The sequence below is a fragment of the Cohnella hashimotonis genome (genome assembly GCF_030014955.1).
Lineage (GTDB): Bacteria > Bacillota > Bacilli > Paenibacillales > Paenibacillaceae > Cohnella > Cohnella hashimotonis.
Window position 1 is genome coordinate 6,311,128 of the sequence record NZ_JAGRPV010000001.1, and the last position, 24,266, is coordinate 6,335,393.

The 24,266-nt window shown below is 60.3% G+C and carries 23 protein-coding genes; 5 read left to right on the forward strand and 18 right to left on the reverse strand.

Features of this window, described 5'->3' with window-relative positions:
• Positions 1 to 176 precede the first annotated feature (176 nt).
• Together KB449_RS25265 and KB449_RS25270 are read right to left on the reverse strand one after the other, a co-directional pair.
• A complete protein-coding gene (locus KB449_RS25265) occupies positions 177 to 1,781 on the reverse strand; it encodes a sensor domain-containing diguanylate cyclase (protein WP_282911012.1) in 1,605 nt (534 codons plus the stop codon).
• A gap of 198 nt (positions 1,782 to 1,979) precedes the next feature.
• A complete protein-coding gene (locus KB449_RS25270; protein WP_282911013.1) occupies positions 1,980 to 3,056 on the reverse strand; it encodes a Gfo/Idh/MocA family protein in 1,077 nt (358 codons plus the stop codon).
• A 204-nt stretch (positions 3,057 to 3,260) separates the two neighbouring features.
• Between KB449_RS25270 and KB449_RS25275 the strand changes: the two genes are divergently transcribed.
• The gene (locus KB449_RS25275) at positions 3,261 to 4,013 is read left to right on the forward strand and encodes a GNAT family N-acetyltransferase (protein WP_282911014.1); all 753 of its coding nucleotides are present in this window, start codon (positions 3,261 to 3,263) and stop codon (positions 4,011 to 4,013) included.
• A 75-nt stretch (positions 4,014 to 4,088) separates the two neighbouring features.
• Here the strand turns inward: KB449_RS25275 and folE are convergent, their stop codons facing one another.
• From folE to KB449_RS25300, 5 genes are all read right to left on the reverse strand, one after another.
• Positions 4,089 to 4,682 (reverse strand): GTP cyclohydrolase I FolE, encoded by a 594-nt coding sequence (gene folE / locus KB449_RS25280; RefSeq protein WP_282911015.1) that lies wholly within the window; start codon positions 4,680 to 4,682, stop codon positions 4,089 to 4,091.
• Positions 4,683 to 4,739: 57 nt separating this feature from the next.
• On the reverse strand, positions 4,740 to 4,976 hold the full coding sequence (locus tag KB449_RS25285; RefSeq protein WP_282911016.1) for a YneF family protein: 237 nt from the start codon (positions 4,974 to 4,976) through the stop codon (positions 4,740 to 4,742).
• A 224-nt stretch (positions 4,977 to 5,200) separates the two neighbouring features.
• Positions 5,201 to 6,220 carry an HD-GYP domain-containing protein gene (locus KB449_RS25290; protein WP_282911017.1) on the reverse strand — a complete coding sequence of 340 codons (1,020 nt, stop codon included), beginning with the start codon at positions 6,218 to 6,220 and terminating at the stop codon, positions 5,201 to 5,203.
• 187 nt (positions 6,221 to 6,407) lie between these two features.
• Entirely contained in the window at positions 6,408 to 8,498 is a 2,091-nt protein-coding gene (locus KB449_RS25295; RefSeq protein ID WP_282911018.1) for an S-layer homology domain-containing protein, read from the reverse strand.
• 14 nt (positions 8,499 to 8,512) lie between these two features.
• The gene (locus KB449_RS25300) at positions 8,513 to 9,127 is read right to left on the reverse strand and encodes a hypothetical protein (protein ID WP_282911019.1); all 615 of its coding nucleotides are present in this window, start codon (positions 9,125 to 9,127) and stop codon (positions 8,513 to 8,515) included.
• Between the two features lie 177 nt (positions 9,128 to 9,304).
• Between KB449_RS25300 and KB449_RS25305 the strand changes: the two genes are divergently transcribed.
• Entirely contained in the window at positions 9,305 to 11,395 is a 2,091-nt protein-coding gene (locus KB449_RS25305; RefSeq protein ID WP_282911020.1) for a helix-turn-helix transcriptional regulator, read from the forward strand.
• Between the two features lie 192 nt (positions 11,396 to 11,587).
• On the opposite strand, the gene queG is transcribed toward KB449_RS25305, so the two are convergent.
• The 4 genes from queG to KB449_RS25325 form a co-directional block, all read right to left on the reverse strand.
• Positions 11,588 to 12,727, reverse strand: coding sequence for a tRNA epoxyqueuosine(34) reductase QueG (queG, locus tag KB449_RS25310; protein WP_282912903.1), 1,140 nt, complete (start codon positions 12,725 to 12,727; stop codon positions 11,588 to 11,590).
• An 87-nt stretch (positions 12,728 to 12,814) separates the two neighbouring features.
• Positions 12,815 to 13,399 (reverse strand): signal peptidase I, encoded by a 585-nt coding sequence (gene lepB, locus KB449_RS25315; protein ID WP_282911021.1) that lies wholly within the window; start codon positions 13,397 to 13,399, stop codon positions 12,815 to 12,817.
• A complete protein-coding gene (locus KB449_RS25320) occupies positions 13,396 to 13,992 on the reverse strand; it encodes a DUF402 domain-containing protein (RefSeq protein ID WP_282911022.1) in 597 nt (198 codons plus the stop codon). Before KB449_RS25320 ends, lepB begins: the two co-directional genes overlap by 4 nt.
• A 148-nt stretch (positions 13,993 to 14,140) precedes the next feature.
• Entirely contained in the window at positions 14,141 to 14,563 is a 423-nt protein-coding gene (locus tag KB449_RS25325) for a GNAT family N-acetyltransferase (protein WP_282911023.1), read from the reverse strand.
• 475 nt (positions 14,564 to 15,038) lie between these two features.
• Between KB449_RS25325 and KB449_RS25330 the strand changes: the two genes are divergently transcribed.
• Positions 15,039 to 15,650 carry a superoxide dismutase gene (locus tag KB449_RS25330; protein WP_282911024.1) on the forward strand — a complete coding sequence of 204 codons (612 nt, stop codon included), beginning with the start codon at positions 15,039 to 15,041 and terminating at the stop codon, positions 15,648 to 15,650.
• A 348-nt stretch (positions 15,651 to 15,998) separates the two neighbouring features.
• Here KB449_RS25330 and mutY read toward each other — a convergent pair whose 3' ends face one another.
• Together mutY and KB449_RS25340 are read right to left on the reverse strand one after the other, a co-directional pair.
• Positions 15,999 to 17,384 carry an A/G-specific adenine glycosylase gene (mutY, locus tag KB449_RS25335; protein WP_282911025.1) on the reverse strand — a complete coding sequence of 462 codons (1,386 nt, stop codon included), beginning with the start codon at positions 17,382 to 17,384 and terminating at the stop codon, positions 15,999 to 16,001.
• Positions 17,381 to 18,280: a helix-turn-helix domain-containing protein gene (locus KB449_RS25340; protein ID WP_282911026.1), complete on the reverse strand. Its 900-nt coding sequence runs from the start codon at positions 18,278 to 18,280 to the stop codon at positions 17,381 to 17,383. The genes mutY and KB449_RS25340 overlap by 4 nt, the downstream gene beginning before the upstream one ends.
• A gap of 79 nt (positions 18,281 to 18,359) precedes the next feature.
• Between KB449_RS25340 and KB449_RS25345 the strand changes: the two genes are divergently transcribed.
• The gene (locus KB449_RS25345; protein WP_282911027.1) at positions 18,360 to 18,725 is read left to right on the forward strand and encodes a c-type cytochrome; all 366 of its coding nucleotides are present in this window, start codon (positions 18,360 to 18,362) and stop codon (positions 18,723 to 18,725) included.
• 220 nt (positions 18,726 to 18,945) lie between these two features.
• On the opposite strand, the gene acpS is transcribed toward KB449_RS25345, so the two are convergent.
• From acpS to KB449_RS25370, 5 genes are all read right to left on the reverse strand, one after another.
• Complete coding sequence (acpS, locus tag KB449_RS25350) at positions 18,946 to 19,341, reverse strand: holo-ACP synthase (RefSeq protein ID WP_282911028.1); 396 nt, start codon at positions 19,339 to 19,341, stop codon at positions 18,946 to 18,948.
• A gap of 7 nt (positions 19,342 to 19,348) precedes the next feature.
• Complete coding sequence (gene nadE / locus KB449_RS25355; RefSeq protein WP_282911029.1) at positions 19,349 to 20,158, reverse strand: NAD(+) synthase; 810 nt, start codon at positions 20,156 to 20,158, stop codon at positions 19,349 to 19,351.
• A gap of 130 nt (positions 20,159 to 20,288) precedes the next feature.
• The gene (locus tag KB449_RS25360; protein WP_282911030.1) at positions 20,289 to 20,723 is read right to left on the reverse strand and encodes a BrxA/BrxB family bacilliredoxin; all 435 of its coding nucleotides are present in this window, start codon (positions 20,721 to 20,723) and stop codon (positions 20,289 to 20,291) included.
• A gap of 131 nt (positions 20,724 to 20,854) precedes the next feature.
• Positions 20,855 to 20,983 (reverse strand): hypothetical protein, encoded by a 129-nt coding sequence (locus KB449_RS25365; RefSeq protein WP_282911031.1) that lies wholly within the window; start codon positions 20,981 to 20,983, stop codon positions 20,855 to 20,857.
• Positions 20,984 to 21,046: 63 nt separating this feature from the next.
• Positions 21,047 to 22,714 (reverse strand): ATP-binding protein, encoded by a 1,668-nt coding sequence (locus tag KB449_RS25370; RefSeq protein ID WP_282911032.1) that lies wholly within the window; start codon positions 22,712 to 22,714, stop codon positions 21,047 to 21,049.
• Between the two features lie 176 nt (positions 22,715 to 22,890).
• On the opposite strand from KB449_RS25370, the gene KB449_RS25375 reads away from it, so the two are divergent.
• A complete protein-coding gene (locus tag KB449_RS25375) occupies positions 22,891 to 24,177 on the forward strand; it encodes a BaiN/RdsA family NAD(P)/FAD-dependent oxidoreductase (RefSeq protein ID WP_282912904.1) in 1,287 nt (428 codons plus the stop codon).
• Positions 24,178 to 24,266 lie beyond the last annotated feature (89 nt).

Consider the following 24,266-nt stretch of genomic DNA (forward strand, 5'->3'; position numbering starts at 1 on the left):
CCTCGACTTTACGCAGCCAGATTCAGGAAGAAACGCAAAGCCTCTTTCTCTAATTTTCGATAACCTGACGCAGACCTGTCGTTTTATACCTTCTTAAAGGTTCAAAAAAAAACGTCAGCAACCCGCGCGGTCGCGAGTTTCTGACGTTTTGTGAGCCCGATTTTGTAAATGCGATATTATGGATTTGACTGGATTGACGCCGCATACATGACCGAACGGTTTCGCCCTTTTTCCTTGGCCTGATAGAGCGCCAAGTCCGCACAGTGAACGACCTCGGCGGCGCTCGCGCCGTCTTCCGGATAGGAGGCGACGCCCAGCGACAGCGTGACCGGCTTGCCGATCGGCGCATCCTCCACCATCAGGGCGATGCGAATGTTCTCTGCGAGCTGATAAGCCAGCTCTTTGTCCCCGTAAGGCAGCAGCAGAACGAACTCCTCCCCGCCGTACCGGCATGCATAGTCGCCGTCCCGCTTGCCGGCGATCAGCCGCGCCGCCAGGAAGCGCAGCACCTCGTCTCCTTTAAGATGGCCGTACGTGTCGTTGACGGACTTGAAGCGATCCAGATCCATGAGAACGACCGCATAGGGCATCTGCTGACGATCCCAGGAAGCAAGCAGCGAGTCGAAAAACCGTCTGTTATGCAAGCCTGTAAGCGCATCCGTCTGTGCTTCGAGAGAGAGCGCCTCGGTGCGGTCGCCCATCACGCGGAAGGCATCGATCACCGCTCTGTTCAATTCATTGGCTTCATAAATCAGATGATGCCGCAACCGTAGAGCGGGAACCTTGTCCGTCTCCCCCTTATTAAGCAGGGAGGCATATACCGCCAGCCGGCGAAGCGGAAAAGCGAGCCGGTGTGATACGCCGATGACGAGCAGCGCGAGCAGCAGAATAAACGGCATGGACACCAGGGCCATGCGGGCCACGATGCCTCTGACGCTGTCGGTCACCGTTGCGGCAGGCGTCTGGGAGACGATACCCCACTGCACGGACGGCACGATGGCGTAACCGGAGAGCATCGGAACACCCTTGGTGTTCACGAGCTTCATATGACCGCCTTTGCCTGCCATGATCTCGGCGACCGCGGGATTCGACGCGACGTTGTCCCCGATTCGAATTTTCTCCGGGTGATAGATGATATTGCCCTTCTTATCGACGACATAGTAATAGGAGCCGTTGAGATTCGGACCTTGCTTGCCGAGAATCTTGTCCAATACGTTGCTGCCGTGCAGGTAGATCGTACCGCAGATAAAGCCGCGATACGTCCCGTCCCCGTCGAAAATCGGCTGGCTGACAAGCACGATCAGCCGGTTGGTCACGGCTACGTAAGGCTCGGATACGAGCGGCTTGCGCTCGGTCAACGCCTGCTTGGAGGCGGCCGACTTCAGCACCTGTCCGACCAGGTCTCCGTTGTCCGGCGAGGCTGCGGTAATCTTGCCGCTCTCGTCCACGAGCGCCAGCGAGTTGAAGAAGGACATGCTGCCCCTGACAAAGTCCAGCCATTTGGCTGCCTCCTTGACTCTATTTTCCGAAATCGAAAAGTGGGCGCTCGCCGAGTTCAGGGACTGTGTCATGGAGTCGAAAATCGTATCGACGGCGACGCTCAGCTCGTTGGCCGTGATCTGGTTCAGCTCGAGCGTATTGCGGGACAACGAATCCTTTTGCGCCTCGAAGCCCACGATCGTATTCAGCGCAGCCGTCAACGTAACGGACAGTACGACGACGGCGGTGAAGATGACGGATAGATGGATCCCCTTGCCCCGCCAAAACCTTAATCTATGCATGGACGTTCTCCAGTCTTTAAAATAGCGGAACGCGTCTCTTTTAACAGCTTTCGACAACAATCCAACGAACCGTATTCTACCACACATTGATAGATCAATATAGTTAAAGTAAAAACAACCACAGTCCGAAGCCTGCGGCTTCGGACTGTGGTTGCGTGACGGAACGGATGATGCGCGCGCAGAACGGAAGATCGCCGCTTACAGCGACCAGTCGAGCTTGACTTCGCCGCCCGTGCGCGACGATTCGTAAATCGCGTCGATGATCAGATTGCTGCGGAGACCGGTCTCTGCCGAAGTGATCGGCGTCTGTCCGGTGACAACGCAGTCGATGAAGTGACGGCTCAGCTTGACGCGGGCTCCCTCGTCCTCGATCGGAGCGATGAGCGGGATGTCGACGGGCTGGTCGAAGCGCTCCGTTAGAAACTTTCCTTCGTTGCCCTTGAGGAAGGCGCCGCCCTCGGAGCCCATCAGATGGACGAACGGCGTGCTGTCGGTGTCCATATGGACCGCCCAGCTGACCTCCAGCGTGAGGGACGAGCCGTCCTCCATCTTGATGATCGCCGTCGCCAGATCTTCGACGTCGTAAATGCCGTTCCAATCCGGCTTGCCCCAGCTCCCGATCCCTTTCTTGCGGGGGCCGAACTCGGCATACGTCGAGCCGTATACAGACACCGGCTTCGGCTCGCCCATCAGGTAAAAAGCCAAATCGAGCATGTGCACGCCGATGTCGATCAGCGGTCCGCCGCCGGATTGCCCGTGCTGCGTGAACCAGGTGCCCCATCCCGGTATGCCTTTGCGCCGGTACCAGCCGGTCTTCGCCGTGTAGATATGTCCCAGCTCGCCGCGATCGATCTGCGACTTCACGAGCTGCGGGAGCCACTCCCAGCGCATCTGGTGAGCGACCATGACGGTCTTGCCGCTCTTCTGCTGCGCCCGTACGATGTCCTTGGCCGCCGCCGAGTCCAGACCCATCGGCTTCTCGACCAGCACGTGCTTGCCGTGCTCGAGTGCGCTGATCGTCAGCGACGCGTGACTCTGGTTAGGCACCGCCACGATAACCGCATCGATATCGAGACGCTCGATAAGCGCCTGCGGCGTCGGGGCGACGGACTCGATGCCGTACTGCTGCGCCCTGGCTTCCGCAAGCGGAAGATACGTATCCGTAATGGCGACGATCTCGCAGATCTCCGCCAGCTTGCCGAACTCCTGAAGGTGAACGTTGCCAATGTTGCCGGCGCCGATCAAGCCGATGCGGACTTTATTCGAATTTCCCATGATAGCCTCCAATGGATTGCGGTTTTTAATTCCTGTGATACCGCTATCATAGCCCAATTCCACCGGCCCGGCGATGAGCGATTTAGCCCTGTTTTTATCCGGGTTAGGCTTTGACTGGCTGCATGCGATAGGGTTTGCATATTTATAAATAATTATGTATATTTATTCTTATCGAATTTGATTGATAGGGGAGGCGCGTACGCCTTGCACGATGACATCCGCGTCATAGAGACCAAAGCGCTGAACGCCTGGCCCGCCCTGCAGCAGATGTCGCATGACGGCTGGCTGCTCAGGCAGTCGAAGGGCTACACGAAGCGTTCCAATTCCGTGCAGCCGCTGCGGACCGATCCCGGCGCGGACCTCCGCGCGATGGTCGGCTACTGCGAGGATGCGTATCATCGCGCGGGTCTGCCGACGATATTCAAGATTACGCCGCTGTGCGAGCCATGCGGGCTCGACGGTCGCCTGGAAGAATACGGATACGCTGCGGCAGATCGCTCCCAGGTTCTGACCAGACCGCTTGAGGAGACCCTCGACGAGGCTTCCGTGGAAGGGCTGCGTGTCGACGCCGGCCTGACGGAGGAGTGGATGGCCGCCGCCGCCGCGATACTGTCGCTCAAGCCGGAGCAACGGGGGACCTCGTCCGCCATGCTCGCGGACAGTCCGCTCCGCAGAGCTTTTTTCCTCCTACGCTCGAAAGATACTCCCGTCGGGATCGGAATCGGCGTCGTCGACGGCGGATATCTGGGGCTGTTCGATATCGCCACGTCGTCCGCCTATCGGAACCGCGGATTCGGCGAGCGGCTCGTCAGGCAAATCCTGCGCTGGGGCCAAGCGCACGGCGCGCACACGAGCTACCTTCAAGTCGTGGCCGGCAACCTGCCCGCGCAGCGCCTGTATGCCAAGCTTGGCTATCGGAGACTTTACGATTATTGGTATCGCGTGCGATGGCCGTGACCGTCTGCGCTATCTTATCGATACAAAAGCCGCGCTACCGAACGCCGTCTGCGGCCGGTAACGCGGCTTTATCGTTTATTCTTTTAACAGAGAGAGGAACTCCGAGCGAAGCGCAGAGCTGCCCCGGAACTGCCCCCGCACGGCCGAAGTGACGGTCTTGCTTCCGTACTTTTTCACGCCGCGCGAGCACATGCACAGATGCTCCCCTTCGACGACGACCATGACGCCGTTAGGCTTCAGCACGTCGTCCAGGATGTCGGCGATCTGCGAGGTGATCCGCTCCTGGACTTGCAGCCTGCGCGTCACGGCTTCGACTAGCCGCGCCAGCTTGCTGAGGCCCGCGATCTTGCCGCTCGGAATGTAGCCGATGTGCGCCTTGCCGAAAAACGGCGCCATATGGTGCTCGCACTGGCTGTAATACACGATATCCTTGACGATGACGAGCTCCTCGTGCTGCTCGTCGAACGTGACCCCAAGCGCGTCGCGCGGATCGATCGCATACCCGCCGAAAATCTCCTCGTACATGCGCGTGACGCGAGCGGGCGTGTCCAGCAGGCCTTCGCGCTCTACGTCTTCGCCAATCAGCTTGAGAATCTCGCGCACGTGATATTCTACCTGCTCGCGGTTGCGCGTGACGTTCGTATTCAGATAGTCCTTCAGACCGGCCATCTTATACCCTTCTTTCATCCTTGGCGGCGATTACGGTATCATCGCGCCGCATATCGATTATCTGCGGGGCTTAAAGTTCTGGTTCTGATTTTGGTTTTTCATCATTTGCTGCGCCTTCTGAAGCTGCTGCTTGTTCATATTGTAACCCATCTGCTTGGCCATCTTGGCCAGCATGTCCGGATTGTTCTGCATCTTCGTCATCTGGCTGCGCAGATAGAATACGCCGCCGAGGAAGCCCAGCACAAGTCCGACGATCAACGTCAGAACCGGAATCAGAATATCCCAAAAGCTCATCTGCCATACCTCCAAATTTTACGCATAAGTGCGTGTGTGCAGTCCTTGTAAATCTGCGGGACAGCCAGCCTATAATAGCATGAGCCCGGCAGGCGAATCAACCACGATCGCAGGCAAAGCGCGGCCGCAGATTGCCTGGACCGGGTTGGGCCAGGTCTGCTTGGCTCGGCTTGGCCCGGCTTGGCCCAGCTCGTATCCGGCCGCGATCTTGCTTGATCGCGCCGTCAATTGATGACGCCTTCGATGAACAGCGTCGGCAGCTTCGCCAGATCGAGCTCGCGCGCGGCGGAGGACTCGCCCTCCCGGGCGATGACGCGTACGATCGGCCTGCCCGGCAGCCCTCTGTGCTGGGCCACGACGATGCCGATCAGCCGGTTGGACAGCCTTACCGAGACGCCATTCGGGTAGACGGACACGATTTTCAAAAATTCGATAAGCGTATCGCGGTCGAGCGTCGTGTCGGAGAGCGCGTGAAGACGCTCGATCGCCTCGTGCGGCTGCAATCTGGGAAGCTCCGCCGTGCCGTGCACGAAGTTGTCGTACATATTGGCGACTGCGGTGATCTTGGCGTAAATATGGATCTCTTCGCCGGTTATGCCTCTGGGCTGGCCGCTTCCGTCCGGAGCCTCGTGATGCTGGAAAGCGACGTGGGCGGTTAGCAGGCTGTATTCGCGCTTCAGCTTGAGCAGCTCGAAGCCCCGCCAAGCGTGATGCGAGCGCCCTTCCTCTGCGCCGGTCGCCCCCAGCTTGCCGATGTCGTGCAGCAGCGCCCCGATCGCCAGCTCCTTCAGCTGCAGCATATTCAGCCCCATGTTGACGCCGACCATCGTCGCCATCATGCAGACGTTCATGCTGTGCAAGTAATGCGCGTTGTCCGCGGTGCGGATGTCGGAGAGCTGGATGAGCACGTTCTGGTTGCGCAGCACATCCTCCATCAGTTGATCGACGGACAGGCTGATCGCCCTCGCGCTGAATTCCTTGCCGGAGCGCAGCGCGTTGAAGGTGTCGGACATCTGCGCGATGACCGCCTGCTTGGTCTGCTCGGACAGCACCTCGTCCGGCTGGATCTCCTGGGCGCCCGGCTCCGAGATATAGACCATCGGCACCCCGAGCCTGCGAAGCGTGCTGATCATGAACACGGTCAGCTGCACGCCCGCCGACAGCAGCACCGTACCGTTTTCCGAAAAGAGCGTCTTCCCGAGCAGTTGCCCCGGTTCGAGATTGTCGATGTCAACCAGCTTCATATCTCATGTTCTCCCGTGGATGCGCCTGACGTTAAAGGCCGGATTTTCTTCCTATATGAATATATTATCCGCCGGTTGTCGGTTATAGCAAATAAAGATTCGCCTGCAAGCGCTTGTCCGCAAAAAAAAAGGAGAAAATGCGCAATGCATTTTCTCCGTATCGGCGATCGAATAGGACTTTGGACTTCTACTTCCGGCCCGCAGCGTCCAGCATCCGGACGATCCAGGCCGCCGCTTCGGCCCGCGTGGCGAACGCGCCCGGGGCGAAGTCGCCGTCCGTCCTGCCGCCGACGACGATAATGCCGCTTTTCTCGGCGGCGGACACCGCGCCTCTGGCCCAGTCCGGAATGTCGGCATCGTCCTCGTATGCGGTGGCGGCCTCCGCTGCGGGCGGCAGGCCGGAAGCTTTGAACGTCATCGCCGCCATCTCGGCGTGGTTGACGTTGGCCGCGGGTCGGAACGTCCCGTCCGGATATCCGCCGACGATGCCGAGCGCGACCGCCCGCGAGATCGCCGCGGCTGCCCAGGCCGGAATCCGGCTTCGATCCTCGAAAGCCAGCGCCTGACCGGCCGTTCCGTTCTGCAAGGCGTTCATGAGCATGACGGCGAACTCCGCTCTCGTGACGCCACCCTCTGGACGGAAGGTGCCGTCCGGGTAGCCTTTTACGATTTTCATGGCAAAGGCCCGCTCAATTTCTTTGCTTGCCCAATGATCCTTCGTATCGGAAAACGATGGATTGGACGACGACCCGGCATCCGAACCCGCGCCTGAACCGCTGCCCGGCCACGCGCCCGATCCGTTGCCGCCGGTCCCGCCGCCAGCCACCGCCATAACCGTTACTTCGCAGTCCGCGATCAAGCCGCCGTCGTCGCTGCGAGCCGCGACGATTGCCGTTCCCGGCGACACGCCCTTGACGTTGCCTTCGTCGTCCACAGCGGCGATCGCCGCATTGCTGCTCGTCCAGGCCACCTGCTTGTTCGTCGCGTCGACCGGCGACACGATCGCGGACAGGCGCGTCGTGCCGCCCATCGCCAAGGACTGCTTCGTCTTGTTCAAGACGATGCTCGAGGCCTTGATCCGCAGCGCGTAAACGCCGAGCTTGACGCCCTGCGTGGCGACCGCATAGACCGTGCCGTCCCGCCCGACGCCCGGCGCGACGACGCCGTTGGGCGTGCCGAGGCCGTACCGCCACCGCATATGCCCGTCCGCGGGATCGAACGCGCTCGCGCGCCCGTCGTCGGCCAGCATGTAGACCATTCCGTCCTTGCCGACGGCAATGTCGGCCGATGCGGCCGTGACGGCAGCCTTCCACTTTCCCTTGCCGTCGGGCGCTACGGCGTAGAGCGCCGGGTCGGCCGCGGCGGCATATAGCGTCCCGTCTGCCGCGGCCGCGAGAGATACCGGATTGCCGACGAGCGCGAACCGCCACTGCAGCGAGCCCGCAGGCGTAACCGCGTGCACCTTGCGGTCGTCCGTCGCGATGTAGACCGAGCCGTCGGGGCCGACCGCGGGTCCGGCCTTGATCGTTCGAGTCGCCCGGTATATCCATCTTGTACGGCCGTCAGGCGTCACGGAGGCGAGCGTATCGCCGCCGCCGGCAACGTAGAGCGTACCGTCCGGAGCGATCGCGATCCGGGGCGTGCCCGCGAACAGCGCACCGAGCCGCCACTTTTCCGATCCGTCTTCCGGCCGAATGGCGCTCAGCGTCCCGTCGCCTTCCGTGGCGTACACGGTGCCATCGGTGCCAAGCACGAGCTTCGCCTTGGCGCCGCCCCGCCCCGCGGACGACCATTTGCGCTTCCCGTCCGCGCCGACGGCTACGATCGCGCCGTCGCCGCCGGCGGTGCCGACGCTCGCGTAAAGCGTGCCGTCCGGTGCCGCGACGGCCGGGCCGAGAAGCGGCGCCGGCAAGTCCGCGCTCCACTTCGGCTTGCCGTCGTATCCGAACGCGATCGCTTTGCCGAGTGCGTCGCCGAAGATGGACACCGCATTATACGTCAAGTAAACCGTGCCGTCGGCTGCCGCTGTCGCCGGACCGCTCGGATCGGCGATCGAGCCGCCGTCCGACATCCAGGACCAGACCAGGCTGACGTCGGCCCCCTTGACCGGCTTGATGACGATATCCGGGATGACGACGCCGGGCAGTTCGATCGGCGCGACCGGCTTCACGATCTCGACTGACGGGACGGCCGCGGCAGCCCCTCCTTCGATTCCCCCGACCGCGGCGAGACAAGCTGCGAGTCCCAACCAGCCTTTTTGCCGCCAACGCAAGTTCATCCCCGCGGCCTCCCTCACATATTCGCCGTTATATCGATGCTGATCTGCGCTTGCCTGACTTGCGTCGGATCCTCCGGATTTTTGAAAATACTGATCGTCAGCTGCCCGGCCATGCCGATCGCTTCTCCTAGCGCCTCGCTCGTATAGGTGATCGTCTGGATTTTGGACTCGGGGTTCTCCTCTTCCTTCGTCTGAACGGCGTCTGCAGGCAAAAACTGCTTGATAAACGCCAGCGCGTCGTCCGGACTCGCCATCTCCTTGCGATCCACGTACGCATTATAAATGTTGAATGCGCGGCCCTGATCCTCCGTCACCTTGAGCTTTCCGTCCATATAGCTCACGATGATGCCGTCGTCCTGCCGGGCGCCTGCGCCGAACTTTTCGTCGAAGTATCGAAGCTCGCCGCCTACGACCGCTTTCTGCATGACCGAAACGTCCGCTGCGGACGCTCCGCCTTTGTCGCTGTTATGACTCTCCGCGGCGGCGGTTGGCGACGATACTGAAGTCCCGCTCTCCGAAGAAGCCGGCTGGGACGCGCCCCCTTCGCCGTTCCCGCCGCAAGCCACGAGCAGGCAGGCCAGCGCAAGCGCCGGCACGACGGCGAGCGACCGTCTTCTTTTCCGCTTCATGATGCACCCCGTTTCCGCATATTCGAATTCAATCGAGACTACATTAGCACGTCGACCCCCAAGCGAATACGACCCGAAGGGAGTAAAAAAGGAGTATTTTGCACAGACGCGGCCTTCGATTAGGAAAAAAGACTTTTGTCTAATCCTCACCCAATTGATAGGATATTTGTAAAATGCATGCCATTCGAAGTCGGGACGGTGAACCCGCGCGTCATGTCTCCTTATTATTCAAACGCAAGCACCGGCAACGAGATCGAAAGACTGGAACAGCATTATCTGGTCGGCCGCGAAACGGAGAAGGCCGCCTATCTCTCCTGGATTGCGGATGCGGCGCCGCGCCGGAAGATCCTCAACCTGTTCGGGACGGGAGGTATCGGCAAAAGCTACCTGCTGAACGAATTCCGCAGGCTGGCCGACGGCGCCGGCGCGCGGTTCGTCTCGATGGACTGCCGCTCGCTGCGAACGCCGGAGGACTTTTGCCTCCTGCTGCTGAGGCGGCTGCGGTACAGGACGGAGACGATCGAGCGCGATGCCGACGCAGACCGGCTGGCCGCGGTCTGCCTGGAAGCGCTGGCCGAGCAAGCCGGGCTGCGCAAAACCGTACTCGCGCTGGATACGTTCGAGGATCTGGGGGAGCTGGAGCACTGGCTGCGGGAAGCGTTCCTGTCGCGCATAGCGCCAGGCGTGCTCGCGGTCGTGTCCGGCAGATCGCCGCTCGGCGGGCCTTGGCTTACGTCGCCCGCATGGCGGCAGTGGATCCACCGGCTCCCGCTGGCCGACTTGGACTTCGATGCGGTCAGGCTGTACGCCGAGCGATCGGGCGTGACGGGCGAGGCGGACCAGCGGACCGTCTGGCAGAAGACGAAGGGACATCCGCTGACGATGTCGCTGCTGGTGGCGACGATGATGGCGCATTCGCCCGGGGGGCAGGCCGCTCCGGAAGACGGCGCCGTATTCGGCCGTGTCGCAGCGGCCTGGCTGAGGGAAGTACCGGAGCCCGCGATGAAGGAGCTCGTCGAGGCGGCGGCCGTGCTGCGGGTGTTCAACCAGGAGATCGTCGGCTATGTGCTGGACAGGGAGATCGGAGCGGACGATTTCCGCAGGCTGGCCGAATACTCCTTCGTCCAACGCATCGACCGCGGCTGGCTGCTGCACGACCTGCTGCGCGAGGCGATCGCCGAAGATTTGCGGCTGCGCGTGCCGCAGCGGTATGAAGAGCTATGGAAGCGATGCGTGCTGTATTACTACCGCAAGCTCAAGCGCTCGGCGCGAAAAAAAACGATATCGTGGGAAAACGCGGAGTGGTTTTACTATATCGGCAACCAGCTGATCCACGCCCTGTTTTACCAACAGTCGGTCACGCACCGGATGGAGCCGCTGTCGCCTGCCAACTGGGAGGAGGCGCTGCGCTACGTAGAACAGCGGTACGCCACCGTCCGGGAATATCCGGTTCGGCGCGTCGACCCCGTCTCGGGGCAGACGTTCGACTATTTGTACACGGTGCAGGACAGCTTGTTCGGCCTGAAGCACATCCATCTGGACTCGCTCTATGCGCTGGATCCGGGCAGCGTGAAGCTGGCGCGCGATCGCCACGGCACCGTTTGCGGCCTTTTCGTCTTCATCGCCATCAACGCGCGGACGATCGATTATCTGAAAAGGGAGCCGCTGTCCGCCGCCTACTTTTCCAGCCTGGACGAATCCAGGCTGAACGAGCTGCGCGTCCCGGGCCACGAGCGCGCAGGCTACTTCGTCAAGACGCTCGACGTCTGCGATCCCTCCGACGGCGCGATGATGCAGGCCGCGGGCATCGCCTTCATCACCCATATGCTGTCGGCCGGCTTCGTCGTGGCGGCGCCTCCGCCCCATCCGCTGCCGAGGGATATCTTTCTGAGCTTCGGCGCGGAGATTCCCGACGTCGTTCATTACGATTACGACGAGCGAATCGCGACGCCTTATTACGTCCTGGACACGCGCGGGCCCAAGCTGCAGGACTACTTGAACCGGACGATCGCGGCGATCGGTCTCGCCGACGAGACCGAGCTCGAGACGGAGCCGGAAGCGGCGCCGGGGCCGTATCTCACGAGCCGCGAGCGCGGCGTGGCTGACCTGGTCGCCGAAGGGCGTTCCAACGCCGAGATCGCGGAGCGGCTGTTCATCAGCGAGACGACGGTCAAAAAGCACGTCGCGCATATATTCAAAAAGCTGAACGTGAGAAGCAGGGCACAGCTGATCGGCCTGTATGCGGCGCGCGCTAAGCTCAAGCCGTAGCCGGCCGCACGCGGGCCGTCCGGCATGCATAAGAAAGAACCTTCAGGGAATTCGAATATCGCCCCGAAGGTTCCTTCGTTTCGCAGCCGCGCAGTAGTCCCGCTCCAGTCCTGCTCCAGCCCTGCTCCTGTGAACGCGCCATTCGTTATAAGCGCTTCATCCCACGACTCCATCATGCAGCTTTCGCCGTCTTTATTCGCCGGCGCGTCTTCCCCGCTTCGGCGCAGGTTCCGAGAGCGCTGCCAGCGCGCGGCTGGCCGCCGCGCGGACGCGCTCGTCCGCGTCGGCTTCGGCGGCCTCGGCCAGAGCCGCCGAAGCGACGTCGCCGCGGATGCGTCCGAGCGCCCAGGCCGCCGTCGCGCGCAGCTCGAAGCGCGGATCCTCGCGCAGCACGCGGGCGACGTCGCCGGCGGATGCCTCGTCGCGGAAATTGCCGAGCCCGATCAGCGCGTTGCGCTGGATCGGCTTGCGTCCGCGCCAGGAGGCGCTGCTCGCGCCGTACGTCTCCTTGAATTCGCGGTTGCCCATCTGCAGCAGCGGACGGAGCAGCGGCTTCGCCACCTCCGGATCGGGGAGCGTCTCGGCCTGATGCCTGGAATCGATGCCCCGGTTGATCGGACACACGATCTGGCACGTATCGCAGCCGTACAGCCGGTTGCCCATTTTGACCATCGCGTCCTCGTCGAGCAGCCCCTTGCTCTGCGTCAGATAAGAAATGCATTTCTGTGCGTTCAGCTGACCCGGGCCGACCAGCGCTCCCGTCGGACAGGCATCGATGCATATCGTGCAGTCCCCGCACTGGTCCAGGAGCGGCGCATCGGGCGGCAGCGGCAAATTCGTAATCATCTCGCCGAGGTACATCCACGACCCGAGCTCATCGTTCATGATCATGCAATTTTTGCCGCTCCAGCCGATGCCGGCGCGTTCGGCAACCGCCCGGTCGGAGAGCGCGCCGGTGTCGACCATGGACAACCACCTGAGCTCGGGCGCCCGCTCCGCCAGCCATTCGGCCAACCGTTCGAGCCGCCTGGCGAGCACGCGATGATAATCCTCGCCCCATGCCGAACGCGATAAAATGCCGCGGCGGGCACCCGGCTCGGATACGGGCGGATTTTTCAGCTTCGACGGATAAGCGACCGCGATCGCGACGATCGAGCGAGGCGCCTCGAACAACAGGGACGGCTGCGTCCGCTTGTCCAGATCAGGCTCCTCGAAGCCCGACTCGTAGCCGAGCGCCCGATGCAAGACTAGCCTCTCCCGCAGCTCCGGGAAAGGCTCGGCCGACGTCACGCCGATCCGGTCGATGCCGAGCGACTTCGCCGCTGCGAGCATATCCCTTTTCAATGACGACCAATATGCGGGGCTGCGGTTAAATGCCGCCACGCCCTTGTTATCCAACGTCAGGTCTCCCTTCCCGCGCTACAGGCTCTTCCAGCGCACGATCGGCCACATGATGAATTCCGTCCGCCCGAGCAGCAGCGACTTCGGCACTTCCCCGAACGTTCGGCTGTCCTTGCTCGCGCCCAGACGACGATTGTCTCCCATAATAAAGTATTTCCCGTCTTCGACTTTAATCGGTCCAAAGTCTCCGTCCTCGATCGGACTATCGGTATATGGCTCGACGCGCAGCTCGCCGTTCACGTACAGCTGTCCGCCTCTGCCCTCGACCGTATCGCCCGGCACGCCGATAATTCTTTTAACGAGAAACTTCTTCTTGTCCGGACCGTCGCTCGGATCCTTCAAGATAACGACGTCGCCGGCCTTGGGCTGTCCAAGCTCGTAGGCGACCTTGTTGACGAACAGCCACTCGTGCTCGTACAGCGTCGGCTCCATCGACTCCCCCTTGACCGTCGACAGCCGGAATACAAAAGCCCACAGCAGAATGACGATCGTAAAGGCGATGCCCAGGGCGCGAAGCCACTCCCACAGCTCTCGCCGCAAGGCGGATTCGGGCTTGACCGAGCGGGATCTGCCCGGCTGCGGGATGCTTGATGTCTGCTTCATGGATACGACTCATTCTCCTTCGCCTGGGGGCTGTCTCTCCACTCGCGGTAATAGCGTCGCGCTTCCTCGTCGCCGAACGGCTGTCCGAACGTCGCCACGCGCTCATGCAGCGCACGCAGTCCGTCCTCCACCTGTCCGCGGACGGACACGCTGTAACGGTATTCTTCCTTGTGCTTGTCGTATTCGTCACGGTCCAGATCCAGTACGGAGCCGCCCGGCAGGAGCACGACATCCAGGTCGTAGTCGATATAGGTCAGCACGTTGTGGTACCGATAAGGCGGCGATGCCACATTGCAATAATAACGCACGCCCCGGTCCTCCAGCAGCGCCACCACGTTAAACCATTCGCCCGGCAGAAAAAAAGAAACGGCCGGCACCCGGCTGATCCATTCTTTGCCGTCGGCTTCCCGAATCGGCGTATGGTCGTTCACGTATACCATAATGCCCGCTTCCCGATGCGCGGGATGGAGCCTGTCCTCCGGGACCTTCCAGTTCTCGAGCCACATGCGGTGGAGCGAGCCGTTGTGCTTAAAGCTCTTGATCGTACAGCTCTCGTATATAGATGTAGATATTAGGCCGCCGCTGCGCTCCATGCCAAGCCCCCTGCCGTAGAACCAAATAAGATAATATAAGAAAAGCATATCTTATGGCCAAAAGCAACCGGTTTTCGGCGCCTGTCGACACGTAAGATATGCTCTCCTGATGGTAAGGCCGTCTTGCGAGGGACCTTGCGATGGGCGTTTAGCCTGCTACGATGGATAGTGGACGCTGAGGCGTCACGAGATCGAGCATCTCTTCGCTCAAGGACTGGTAGAAAGGAAGCAGCATTTCGTTGTGCTTGTCCACCGCGACAAATACCTTTTGCACGTTCCGCTGGCGGAATCGCGCATTCATGGCGGTGACGAGCGTGCGGCCTACGCCTTGGCGGCGACGATCCGGATGTACGGCGATGCGGTAAACATAACCTTTGCTGTGGTCGATCGTGCCGATCATGATGCCCGCCAGCTCGTCATCCTTCAGTGCCACGAGCACGAGCTCGCTGTCCCAGGACAATTGGCGGGATAAGGCCGACATAGTTTCTTCACAGCATTCCTCCGACAAAGCTACCTTCAGAAGCTCGGATACGGAACGATAATCCGACAATTGAAAAGTCCGAATCTGCATATGCCTGTCTCCCCGGATTCAGTTAAAGTAGAGGCTAAACTGTGAACATCGCTTTAACGTCTTTTTATATTACGACAAATACGTGATAATTTCATGCTATTTTAGGGATATCGCCTAAATAATTTTGGAGAATCGGCGCGCAACACCGTGTAAACGCTTTAAATAAAGCGTTTACATATGAATAAATCTAAAATATTGCCGAATTTCGCCGAATTCGCGCCAAAATCGGGATCGTTCCTTTTTTTCGTGTTTTTACTGGAACTAGATGAGCGAATTTACATCTATGTATCAAGCATTACTTTATGGACAAAATTTACTGGTATAATCCAGGAAAAAGTGCCCATGCTGATGGAGCGCGATGCCAAAATCGGCCGGAGACTTTCTAAACACCCATGTTGATTTAGTATTTGAAATCAGGGATAATACAGAGGTAGATTTCCATTCCAGATTCATAATCCAAGGAGGCTGTTCCATTATGGCACACGTATTGCCCGCTCTTCCTTACTCCAACGACGCACTCGAGCCGCATATCGACGCGCTCACGATGGAGATCCACCACGACCGCCATCACAATACTTACGTAACGAACCTCAACAAAGCCCTCGAGTCCGCTCCCGAGCTGGCAGACAAGAGCCTGAACGATCTGATCTCCGACCTGAACGCCGTGCCTGAGGCCATCCGCACTGCCGTTCGCAACAACGGCGGCGGCCACGCTAACCACTCCCTGTTCTGGGAGACGATCGCTCCTAACGCTGGCGGCGCTCCTACCGGCGCTCTGGCTGCTGCGATCGACAGCGAGCTCGGCGGCTTCGACAAGTTCAAGGAAACGTTCGCAGCTGCGGCTACGACCCGTTTCGGCTCCGGCTGGGCGTTCCTGGTTGTAGGCAAGGACGGCAAGCTGAAGGTATACAGCCTGCCTAACCAAGACAGCCCGATCTTCGAAGGCGAGACGCCGATCCTGGGCCTCGACGTCTGGGAGCACGCTTACTACCTGAAGTACCAGAACAAGCGTCCGGACTACATCGGCGCGTTCTGGAACGTCGTTAACTGGGAAGAAGTCGGCAAGCGTTACGACGCTGCCAAGTAATATTCCTTACGAAAAAAGCCAGCGCCGATTCAAGCGGCGCTGGCTTTTTTGCGTGCGGCGGGTTGTTTGCGCGTGTCATGGCGCCCGCTGATCTGCGTCCTGCGCAGCCAGTCCGAGGAACGAAGGAGATAGCTGGAAGAAACCGGATGAATCGGACTTAAGGAGCCGTTACTTCGGCGAAATGGGTCCATTCAACGAGGTTTACGGACGCAGGGGAAGTTATTTCCGCCTGGAGGTGCGTTTGCGGGCCTGCTGGAGGAGAATAGCGGATCCACTTGTCCGCCAGCCATCGTTTATCGGACCTCAAACACAAAAGAACGGCTCTCCGGTCCGATACGCCGGGAGGCATCAGCGTTTGGGTGCGATTTCGTACAACGTGCCGCTGAAGTGCGCGCCAAGAAGTTTGCTGAACACGTTCGGCCAGGCGAGGCGCTCAAATTCGGCAGCATCGATCCATCGATAGCCCGGCGGCAGCGAGGCAGCTGCGCTGGTACCTTCGCCCGGCAGCGGCGAAGCGGCAGCTCCGGCACCATCGCCCGGCCGCGGCGAAGCGACGGGGCTGGTGCGATAGCCTGCCTTATCTTCGGCTGCCGCTTCTACTCCGCCTGACGCCGCAGCTGCCGTAACTTCGGCCGTCGCAGTCGCAACTGCGTCAGCCGCAGCCGCAGCTTCAGCAACCTCAGCCGCCGCAGTCTCTGCTTCCGCATCCGCAGCCGCCACAGCAGCCTCTTCGGCTCCTGCGCCATCAACGCTCCGCCCAGCACCCAGCACGCGCAAATACCAGTGCAAATGCGTGAACACATGCTCCGCGTCGGCCACGTGGCGCAGCGCGTCGGCGCGAACGCCCGCGAGCCCCTCGGCATCCAGCGAAGCCGCAAGCAGCGCCCCTCCCAGCGAGTGGGAATCCCAGACGCCCCGCTCGGGCGCCACCACATGCGGCAGCTCCCACATGCGCGCGAGCAGCCCGCTCTCCGGCCGCTGCCGCACGAGCACGCGGCCCTTCGCGTCCTGCAGGAGCACGGCGAGGCGGTGCTCCGGCCGTGGCGGCTTGGCTTTGCTCTTGATCGGCAGCTCCGTCTCGCGGCCAGCCAGCCGGCCCTGGCAATGCGCCATGACCGGGCACAGCAGGCAGCTCGGCGACTTCGGCGTGCAGACAAGCGCGCCTAGCTCCATGAGCGCCTGGTTAAAGTCGGAAGCTTCCCCTTCGGGGATGAGCTCCCGGGCCAGCCCTTCCATGCCGACGCGCGTGGCCGGCTTCGCGATGTCCTCGTCGATGCAGAAATAACGCGACAACACGCGCATGACGTTGCCGTCCACCGCCGGCTCGGGTCTGCCGAAGGCGATGCTGAGGATCGCGCCGGACGTGTAAGGGCCGACGCCCTTCAGTCCCGCGACGACGCTCTTGTCGTCGGGAAGCCTGCCGCCGTGGTTATCGGCGATCTCGCGGGCCGCGGCCTGGAGATTGCGGGCGCGCGAATAGTAGCCGAGCCCTTCCCAGGCCTTAATCACCTCTTCTTCCGGCGCCTCGGCCAGCGCCGTTATCGTCGGAAACTTGGTCATGAAACGGTTGAAATAAGGGATGACCGTATCGACACGCGTCTGTTGAAGCATGATCTCGGACACCCAGATATGGTACGGATCCCGGCTGCGCCGCCAGGGCAGGTCCCTCTTGGCCTGCTTGTACCATTGCAGCAGCTCGCCGCTGAAAAACGATTTGATCTCGAGTTCGTTCAAGCTCCCGGCCCTCCCTTTTTTTGCGATTCGGCATGGCCCTCGTCGTCTTTGGCCCCGCCGGCGCCGAGTCCGAGCACCAGCTTTTTGTAGCGGCTGGGCGTGAGGCCTGTATAGGCTTTAAACATTCTCGAAAAGTAGTAGATCTTCATGCCGATGCGCGCCGCGGCGTCCGACACGTTGCAGGCGGGATCCGCGAGCAGCGTCCGTGCGATCTCCAGCCTTCGCTGATTCACATATTGTATCGGCGAGCAGCCCATCAATCCTTTGAAAAAAACGATAAAATAGTTTGGATGCAAATAAATGAGCCCCGCCAGATGCTCAACGGTAATCGTGTCGGCCAGATGCTCGTCCACATAGCTAAGCACGATCTCCAGCTTTTCGAATTCCGGGGACAGCGGCGCCCGTCTCTCGGAGTCGGCGACGAAGTAATCGATGAATATGCCGATAAGCTCCATAAAGGAGGTCTTGATTCGAAGTCGGGCCGACGGCTGCTGCGAGAACAGGTTGCTCCGGATCCGGGCGAACATCGCGATCGCCTCGCGCGGATCGGGAATGCGCACATGCTCGGGCAAGCCGATTGCCTGATAGAGCGCCCGGTCGGCATAACTCGCGCGGAAGTGGCACCACCAATACGACAGATTATCGCCCGGGCTGGGCTCGATCCAATGCGCCTTGCCTGCCAGCAGGAAGCTGAACGTCCCCGCATCCATGGAAAAAGACCGGTCTTCCATATGCAGCAGGCCGCTGCCGCCGGTCACGAGCAACGCCCGATTGCAGTCGTAAACTTCCGGTCGTCCCTCTTCTACGCCCGCATGTTCCTCGAAGGAAGCGGCGGCGACCTCGAACTGCATCTTTTCGAGATGATTCATTAATATGTTAAAATAGCGTATGCTCATCGTTTGCACTCCAGGAAGCTTGTCTTAAGATGTCTATTAGGTTCTATTTATTATACTTAACATTGGGAGTCGGGTAAATTTGAAAAAATATGCCTTCGCGCGTCGCGGATTGCGGATCGCAGCGGCTTCTGCCTTGATCGGGGCTCTTCTATTGACGGCGGCTTGCGGCAAAGGCAAGACGGAGGAAAATGCCAAGCCGTCGCTGCCGGCCGGCCCGGCGGAAACGATCGCGCTGTACCGCAGCAATTGCATCTCCTGTCATGGAGGCGGCCTTGAAGGCACAATGGGGCCGGATACGGATCTTCGCTCCGTCGGCGCGCGTCTGACGGAGGTTCAGATCGCGGCCCAGATTACGAACGGGGGACAGTTAATGCCCGCCCTAAAGGATCGCCTTACCTCGCAGGAGATCGATAAGATCGCCGCCTGGCTGGCCGCCTTGCATTGATTCGTTTCTCAAAAACATCATACAACCGCCACACATAATCGTCCTGGTATTTATTCGTTTATTTGCACAAATTATTTTAATTTATCGAATATTCTCTCGGGTTGTATTGAATTATCCAATATCGACATCCAGTACCGATCCGACAACTTGCGATCCGTCGATTAAAACGTTCTGATAACAAGCACGAGCCCGGCCAACAAGGACCGGGCTCGTGCTTGCCTTATTCAATTCGTTCCAGTGTAGCCGTCGCTGCCGCGAGCCGCCGTTCGTGCGTAATCGCCACGTGTACGCGATACGAGCGCTCTGCCATTCCAAGCCGCTCCCAGGCCTCCGGAGAGAGCCGGCAAGACGGCCGGCCTCGCTCGTCCGGCAGCACTTCGATGTCGCGAAAGCCGACGCAGCTGCCGATGCCGCAGCCGATCGCCTTGACGACCGCTTCCTTGGCGGCGAACCGGCCTGCAGCGAATTCGACCGCGCGTCGCGGCTGCATCTGCGCATACCGATCGAGCTCGCTTGACGTCAGCACGCGCGCGGCGAATTTGCCTCCGGTGTCTCCCGCGAGCAGCTTGGCCATCCGCTCCATCTCGACAACGTCGATCCCGATCCCCTCGATCATCCTTATCTTAGATGCCAGGGATCGCTTGACGCTTGTGCTGTGTACGCTGGTAATGTTTCTCCAGAATCTCCCGCGCCGCGTCCGGGATCTGCTTGCCCTCGAGGTAGTCGCTGTTGTCGTCGTAGCTCACGCCCAGCTCGGCCTCGTCGGTCTGGCCTGCCCACAATCCGGCCGTCGGCGCCTTGTCGACGACATCGGCCGGCACGCCGAGCGCGCGCGCGACCGCGCGTACCTGACGCTTGTTAAGCGAGCTGAGCGGCGTAATATCGACCGCGCCGTCGCCCCACTTCGTATAGAAACCCGTCAGCGCTTCGGACGCGTGATCCGTGCCGACGACCAGCAGATTGAGGTCGAACGCGAGCGCGTACTGCACGACCATGCGCGTGCGCGCCTTGACGTTGCCCTTGCCGCCGCGGCTGATATGTCTGGACATACCCAGCGACTTGAAAGCGTGCTCGGTCTCGAGCGAGATCTCGTCCACCGCTTCCTCGATGTTCGTCTCGGCCTTGTACTTGAGATCGAACGCTTCGGCCACGGCGTAGCTGTGCGCGATATCCTCCTGCTGCCCGTACGGCTGGAATACGCCGAGTGTCATGTATTCCTTGCCCGTCTCCGCTGTCAGCTCGTCCGTCGCGCGCTTGCACAAGCCCGCTGCCACCGCGCTGTCCACGCCGCCGCTGATTGCGATGAGCAAGCCGGACGCGCCCGCCTTTTTCACATACTCCTTCAAAAATCCGACTCGCTTTGCGATCTCGGCTTCCGGATCGATCGACGGCTTCACGCCAAGGAGCGAGATAATATCCTGCTGCAAACTCATACCAACGCCTCCAATCTATAGGTTCCTTAGTTATGTAAGACGTACGGGCTCGTATGAAACAATACGGCCCGCCGTCGTCGTCATACGAAAAAACCGCGGATGCGCAATGTCATCCGCGGCGGCGCTCCTGTCAACGGCAGAAACGGTCGAACGCGTCGGTCAAATCTGCGGCGATATCGTCCGCGCTGCGGTTCTCGATCTGATGGCGTTCGATGAAGTGCACGAGCTCTCCGTCCTTAAGCAGGGCGATGGAGGGCGAAGACGGCGGATATGGCGCAAAGTACTCTCTGGCCTTCGCAGTCGCTTCCTTGTCCTGTCCCGCGAACACGGTGTACAGGTGATCCGGCAGCACTTCGTGGCGAAGCGCCTCAGCTACGCCCGGGCGCGCCTGGCCGGCCGCGCAGCCGCATACGGAATTGATGACGACGAGCGTCGTGCCCTTGCTGTCCGGCAGCGCCTGCTCGACTTCCTCCGGCGTTCTCAGCTCCGTGATGCCGACCCGGGTCAGGTCGTCTCGCATCGGTTGGACCATGTCCAGCATATATCGTTCGAATGACATCGACATGTCTATCCCTCGCTTTCGGTAGAATCGCAATTCGGCGGGCGTGCCGCTTACCTTATTATAGCGCGGCCATGCGCGAACCGTCAAAAGCGGCACGAGCCCGGCAGCGCCGGGACCCGCCTCGATTCATGCGCTTAAGTCGAAGGACGGTTGGGACCGTCGAGCTTCTTGTCGTATCCCGCGGACAGCGGAGACGCGTCCTCTTTCCCTTTCGAAGATGCCGGCGCGTCGGCGCGTCCTTTTTGCTTGGGCTGCTTGGCCATCGCAATCCCTCCTCCCGCATCTTGTGTGGTTATCGGAGGTAGTGTAAGCCGGAGGCGGCCCGCTTATTCGGCGGCAACCCAGCATTCGTAACCGCTTTTGCAAAAAGTAACGATAAAGGTCGTCCCCTGCCCCACCGCGGATTGCACTTCGATGCGGCCGTCATGCCGCTCGGCGATGCTGAGGCAAAGCGCGAGCCCAAGGCCCGTCCCCTGCTCCTTCGTCGTATAAAACGGCTCGAACAAGCGCTCCACCTTTTCCGGGGGTATGCCGTTGCCCGTGTCCGATACGTACAGCTGGACCCGGTCTTCGAGATCGCGCGTCCCGATCCGAAGCACGCCTTTTTCGTCCATCGCCTCAAGTCCGTTGCGCGCCAGGTTCAAGATGAGCTGCTTGATCTCCTTGCCGTTGAGTTCCAGCACGTCCTGTTCCTCGCACAGATCGAGCTCGACGGATTGTCCGCGCAGATTGGCGTCCGCCCAGATGAGCGGCAGCATGTCCTTCAGCACCGACTGCAGGCTGCTCGTTTCCTTTTCCACGATGCGGTTCTGCGCCAGCGACAAAAAGTCGTTGATGATCGCGTTGGCCCGGTCCAATTCCTCCATAACGATGCGAAAATAGGAACGCTGTTCCGAGGGACTACGCTCGTTGAGCAGCTGGACGAAGCCCCGGATGACCGCCATCGGATTGCGGATCTCGTGCGTGATGCTGGCGGCCATCTGACCGACCAGGCTCAGCCGCTCCATTTTATCCAGCTCGTCCTTCAGCCGCTGCGTATCCGTCACGTCCTGGGCGATATAGACGACGCCTTCGGATAGACCTCTGGCTCCCGTGTCGGTAACGGAACTGGCCGTCGCAAGCATCGTCCGCCCCTGGATCTTGAACATTTCCGAGGATACGCGCTCCCCCTTATTCAGGATCAGTTGAATTATGGAGGCGGTTGCATCAAGTCCCATAAGGCGGGCCAGCTCCGTGTAATGCATCCCTACGACGTTGTGGGCTACATTTTTACCCATCTCCAGCGCGATTTCGTTCACGTGCGTGATAATGCCTCTGGCATCGATAAAAATAACCGCAAGGGGCACCATATCGAGAAAACGGCGCATGCGGATCGATTCCGATTTATATTGACGGGTGAGATCGAGCAGCTGAGACTGCAGGCTGACCCGTTCGTAAGCGATCTCGATAAAATAAACCGAGAGATGCGCGATGAGGATAAATGCGATCAGATACGCGGCGCAGGCCAGGAGAAAGCCCGGATCGCGTTCCGCGGTGTCGTCTAAGTACAAAGCGACTGCGGGAACTAAAAACGATAGCGAGGCGACGGCCCACAGCAAAGCGACGGTTCGCATTTTCGCATAACGGTTTTTGATGTGGAACGCGGGAGAGACTTTGTACAGAATGAAGTGGTAGACGAGAAAAAAAGCGAGAAAGCCGACGATGTCCGCTATACTCTCCCCATGGACATGGAGCAGCATGTAGGCCGCGCTGAGCAAGACCGCGAACGGAAAGCCGCTGTACAGCGAAGCGGTGATGACGGCAACAAAGCCTAAATCAAGGATGACCGGGCCATTCTGAATCATATAGAAATGTCCCAGCAGCATGCAAAGTCCGCTGACGACGCCGATGAAAAGGCGGGAATGGCGAAGCTGGCGCTGGCGAGAAAACCAGACCTGAAAAGTGCCAACTGGCAGCAGGGCGATAAGAACCTGTAGAAGCAGGCTGTTAACCAAAGTGGATCCCCCCGCAACGAACGTCCGTTATACTTAAACAATTCAATCTGATTAAAACATATAAACAATCCGCTTACAATAATAGGAATATAGTTTAGACTATATATATCGAGAATTAAACCTGCGGCGGCAAAACGGAGAGGAACGAGCACGTGGAGTATACATTTAGTAACCCAATTGAAGATAATTATAACATCGTTATTATAGGCGGAGGTTCGGCGGGCTTGATGGCCGGTATCGCAGCCAGCCGTTCGGGCGCAAGCGTCCTGCTGCTCGACAAAGGAGACAAGCTCGGGCGCAAGCTGGGCATCTCCGGCGGGGGGCGCTGCAACGTTACGAACGCCAAGGAAACCGACGAACTCATCCGGCATATTCCGGGTAACGGGAGGTTCCTGTATTCCGCGTTGTCGGTGTTCGGAAACCGGGATATCGCGGCTTTTTTCGAAGGAATGGGCATCCGGCTGAAGGAAGAGGACAACGGGCGCATGTTTCCCGTATCAGACAAGGCCAAGACGGTCGTGGACGCGCTTGTGCGCAAAGTCAGGGAACAAGGCGTGCGGATTGAGACGCATGCACCGGTAGCCGAGGTACTGTATGACAGCGGGAGCGTCACGGGCGTTAGACTTGGCGACGGACGCGTATTCGCCGCGCCTTCCGTCATCGTAGCGGTCGGCGGAAAGTCGGTGCCGCATACCGGGTCGACCGGCGACGGATACGCCTGGGCCGAGCAGGCGGGGCATACGATCTCCGAGCTGTTCCCGACCGAGGTGCCGCTGACTTCCTCGGAGCCGTTCATCCGCAGCCGCGAGCTGCAGGGCTTGTCGATGCGCGACGTCATGCTGACGGTATGGGGCGACAAGGGCAAGCCGCTCGTCTCGCATCGCGGGGACATGATCTTCACGCACTTTGGCCTGTCGGGGCCGATCGCGCTGCGCTGCAGCCAATTCGTCGTGAAGCAGCGGAAAAAGACCGGGGGCGGTCCGGTCCGGCTCACGCTGGATCTCTATCCGGACAAGAGCGTCGCGGAAGTTTACGACGATACGTACGCTTTGACGAAGGCTGAGCCCAAGAAAGCCGTCAAAAACCTATTAAAAAGCGTCGCAGCCGAGCGCCTGCTGCCGCTATTGCTGGAGCGGGCCGGGCTGGACGGCGATACGACGCATGCCAACATTCCAAAGCAAGCCTGGCAGAGCCTGGCCGGGCTGCTGAAGGCCTTCCCCGTCGATGTCGATGGGACGCTGTCCATCGAGGAAGCGTTCGTCACCGGCGGCGGCGTCAGCCTGAAGGAGATCGATCCGAAGACGATGCAGTCGAAGCTCATGCAAGGCCTGTTCTTCGCCGGCGAGGTTCTGGACATCCATGGCTACACCGGCGGCTACAACATTACGGCGGCGTTCTCCACCGGCTACGTGGCCGGCTTGAATGCAGCCATGCATGCGGAGGAAGCGGCTGGCGCGCGGTAAGCTTGGCAGCGCACGCGGCGCTTGCGTGGCGCTTGCGTGGCGCTTGCGTGCGCGCTTGCGTGGCGCTTGCGTGCGCGCTTGCGTGCGCG

What these genes read in the sequence shown, in the direction of transcription:
- KB449_RS25265 (WP_282911012.1), bottom strand. Translation starts at nt 1,781, where the DNA reads ATGCATAGATTAAGGTTTTGGCGGGGCAAGGGGATCCATCTATCCGTC.
- KB449_RS25270 (WP_282911013.1), bottom strand. Translation starts at nt 3,056, where the DNA reads ATGGGAAATTCGAATAAAGTCCGCATCGGCTTGATCGGCGCCGGCAAC.
- folE (WP_282911015.1), bottom strand. Translation starts at nt 4,682, where the DNA reads ATGGCCGGTCTGAAGGACTATCTGAATACGAACGTCACGCGCAACCGC.
- KB449_RS25285 (WP_282911016.1), bottom strand. Translation starts at nt 4,976, where the DNA reads ATGAGCTTTTGGGATATTCTGATTCCGGTTCTGACGTTGATCGTCGGA.
- KB449_RS25290 (WP_282911017.1), bottom strand. Translation starts at nt 6,220, where the DNA reads ATGAAGCTGGTTGACATCGACAATCTCGAACCGGGGCAACTGCTCGGG.
- KB449_RS25295 (WP_282911018.1), bottom strand. Translation starts at nt 8,498, where the DNA reads ATGAACTTGCGTTGGCGGCAAAAAGGCTGGTTGGGACTCGCAGCTTGT.
- KB449_RS25300 (WP_282911019.1), bottom strand. Translation starts at nt 9,127, where the DNA reads ATGAAGCGGAAAAGAAGACGGTCGCTCGCCGTCGTGCCGGCGCTTGCG.
- KB449_RS25305 (WP_282911020.1), top strand. Translation starts at nt 9,305, where the DNA reads ATGCCATTCGAAGTCGGGACGGTGAACCCGCGCGTCATGTCTCCTTAT.
- queG (WP_282912903.1), bottom strand. Translation starts at nt 12,727, where the DNA reads ATGCTCGCAGCGGCGAAGTCGCTCGGCATCGACCGGATCGGCGTGACG.
- lepB (WP_282911021.1), bottom strand. Translation starts at nt 13,399, where the DNA reads ATGAAGCAGACATCAAGCATCCCGCAGCCGGGCAGATCCCGCTCGGTC.
- KB449_RS25320 (WP_282911022.1), bottom strand. Translation starts at nt 13,992, where the DNA reads ATGGAGCGCAGCGGCGGCCTAATATCTACATCTATATACGAGAGCTGT.
- KB449_RS25325 (WP_282911023.1), bottom strand. Translation starts at nt 14,563, where the DNA reads ATGCAGATTCGGACTTTTCAATTGTCGGATTATCGTTCCGTATCCGAG.
- KB449_RS25330 (WP_282911024.1), top strand. Translation starts at nt 15,039, where the DNA reads ATGGCACACGTATTGCCCGCTCTTCCTTACTCCAACGACGCACTCGAG.
- KB449_RS25340 (WP_282911026.1), bottom strand. Translation starts at nt 18,280, where the DNA reads ATGAGCATACGCTATTTTAACATATTAATGAATCATCTCGAAAAGATG.
- acpS (WP_282911028.1), bottom strand. Translation starts at nt 19,341, where the DNA reads ATGATCGAGGGGATCGGGATCGACGTTGTCGAGATGGAGCGGATGGCC.
- nadE (WP_282911029.1), bottom strand. Translation starts at nt 20,158, where the DNA reads ATGAGTTTGCAGCAGGATATTATCTCGCTCCTTGGCGTGAAGCCGTCG.
- KB449_RS25360 (WP_282911030.1), bottom strand. Translation starts at nt 20,723, where the DNA reads ATGTCGATGTCATTCGAACGATATATGCTGGACATGGTCCAACCGATG.
- KB449_RS25365 (WP_282911031.1), bottom strand. Translation starts at nt 20,983, where the DNA reads ATGGCCAAGCAGCCCAAGCAAAAAGGACGCGCCGACGCGCCGGCATCT.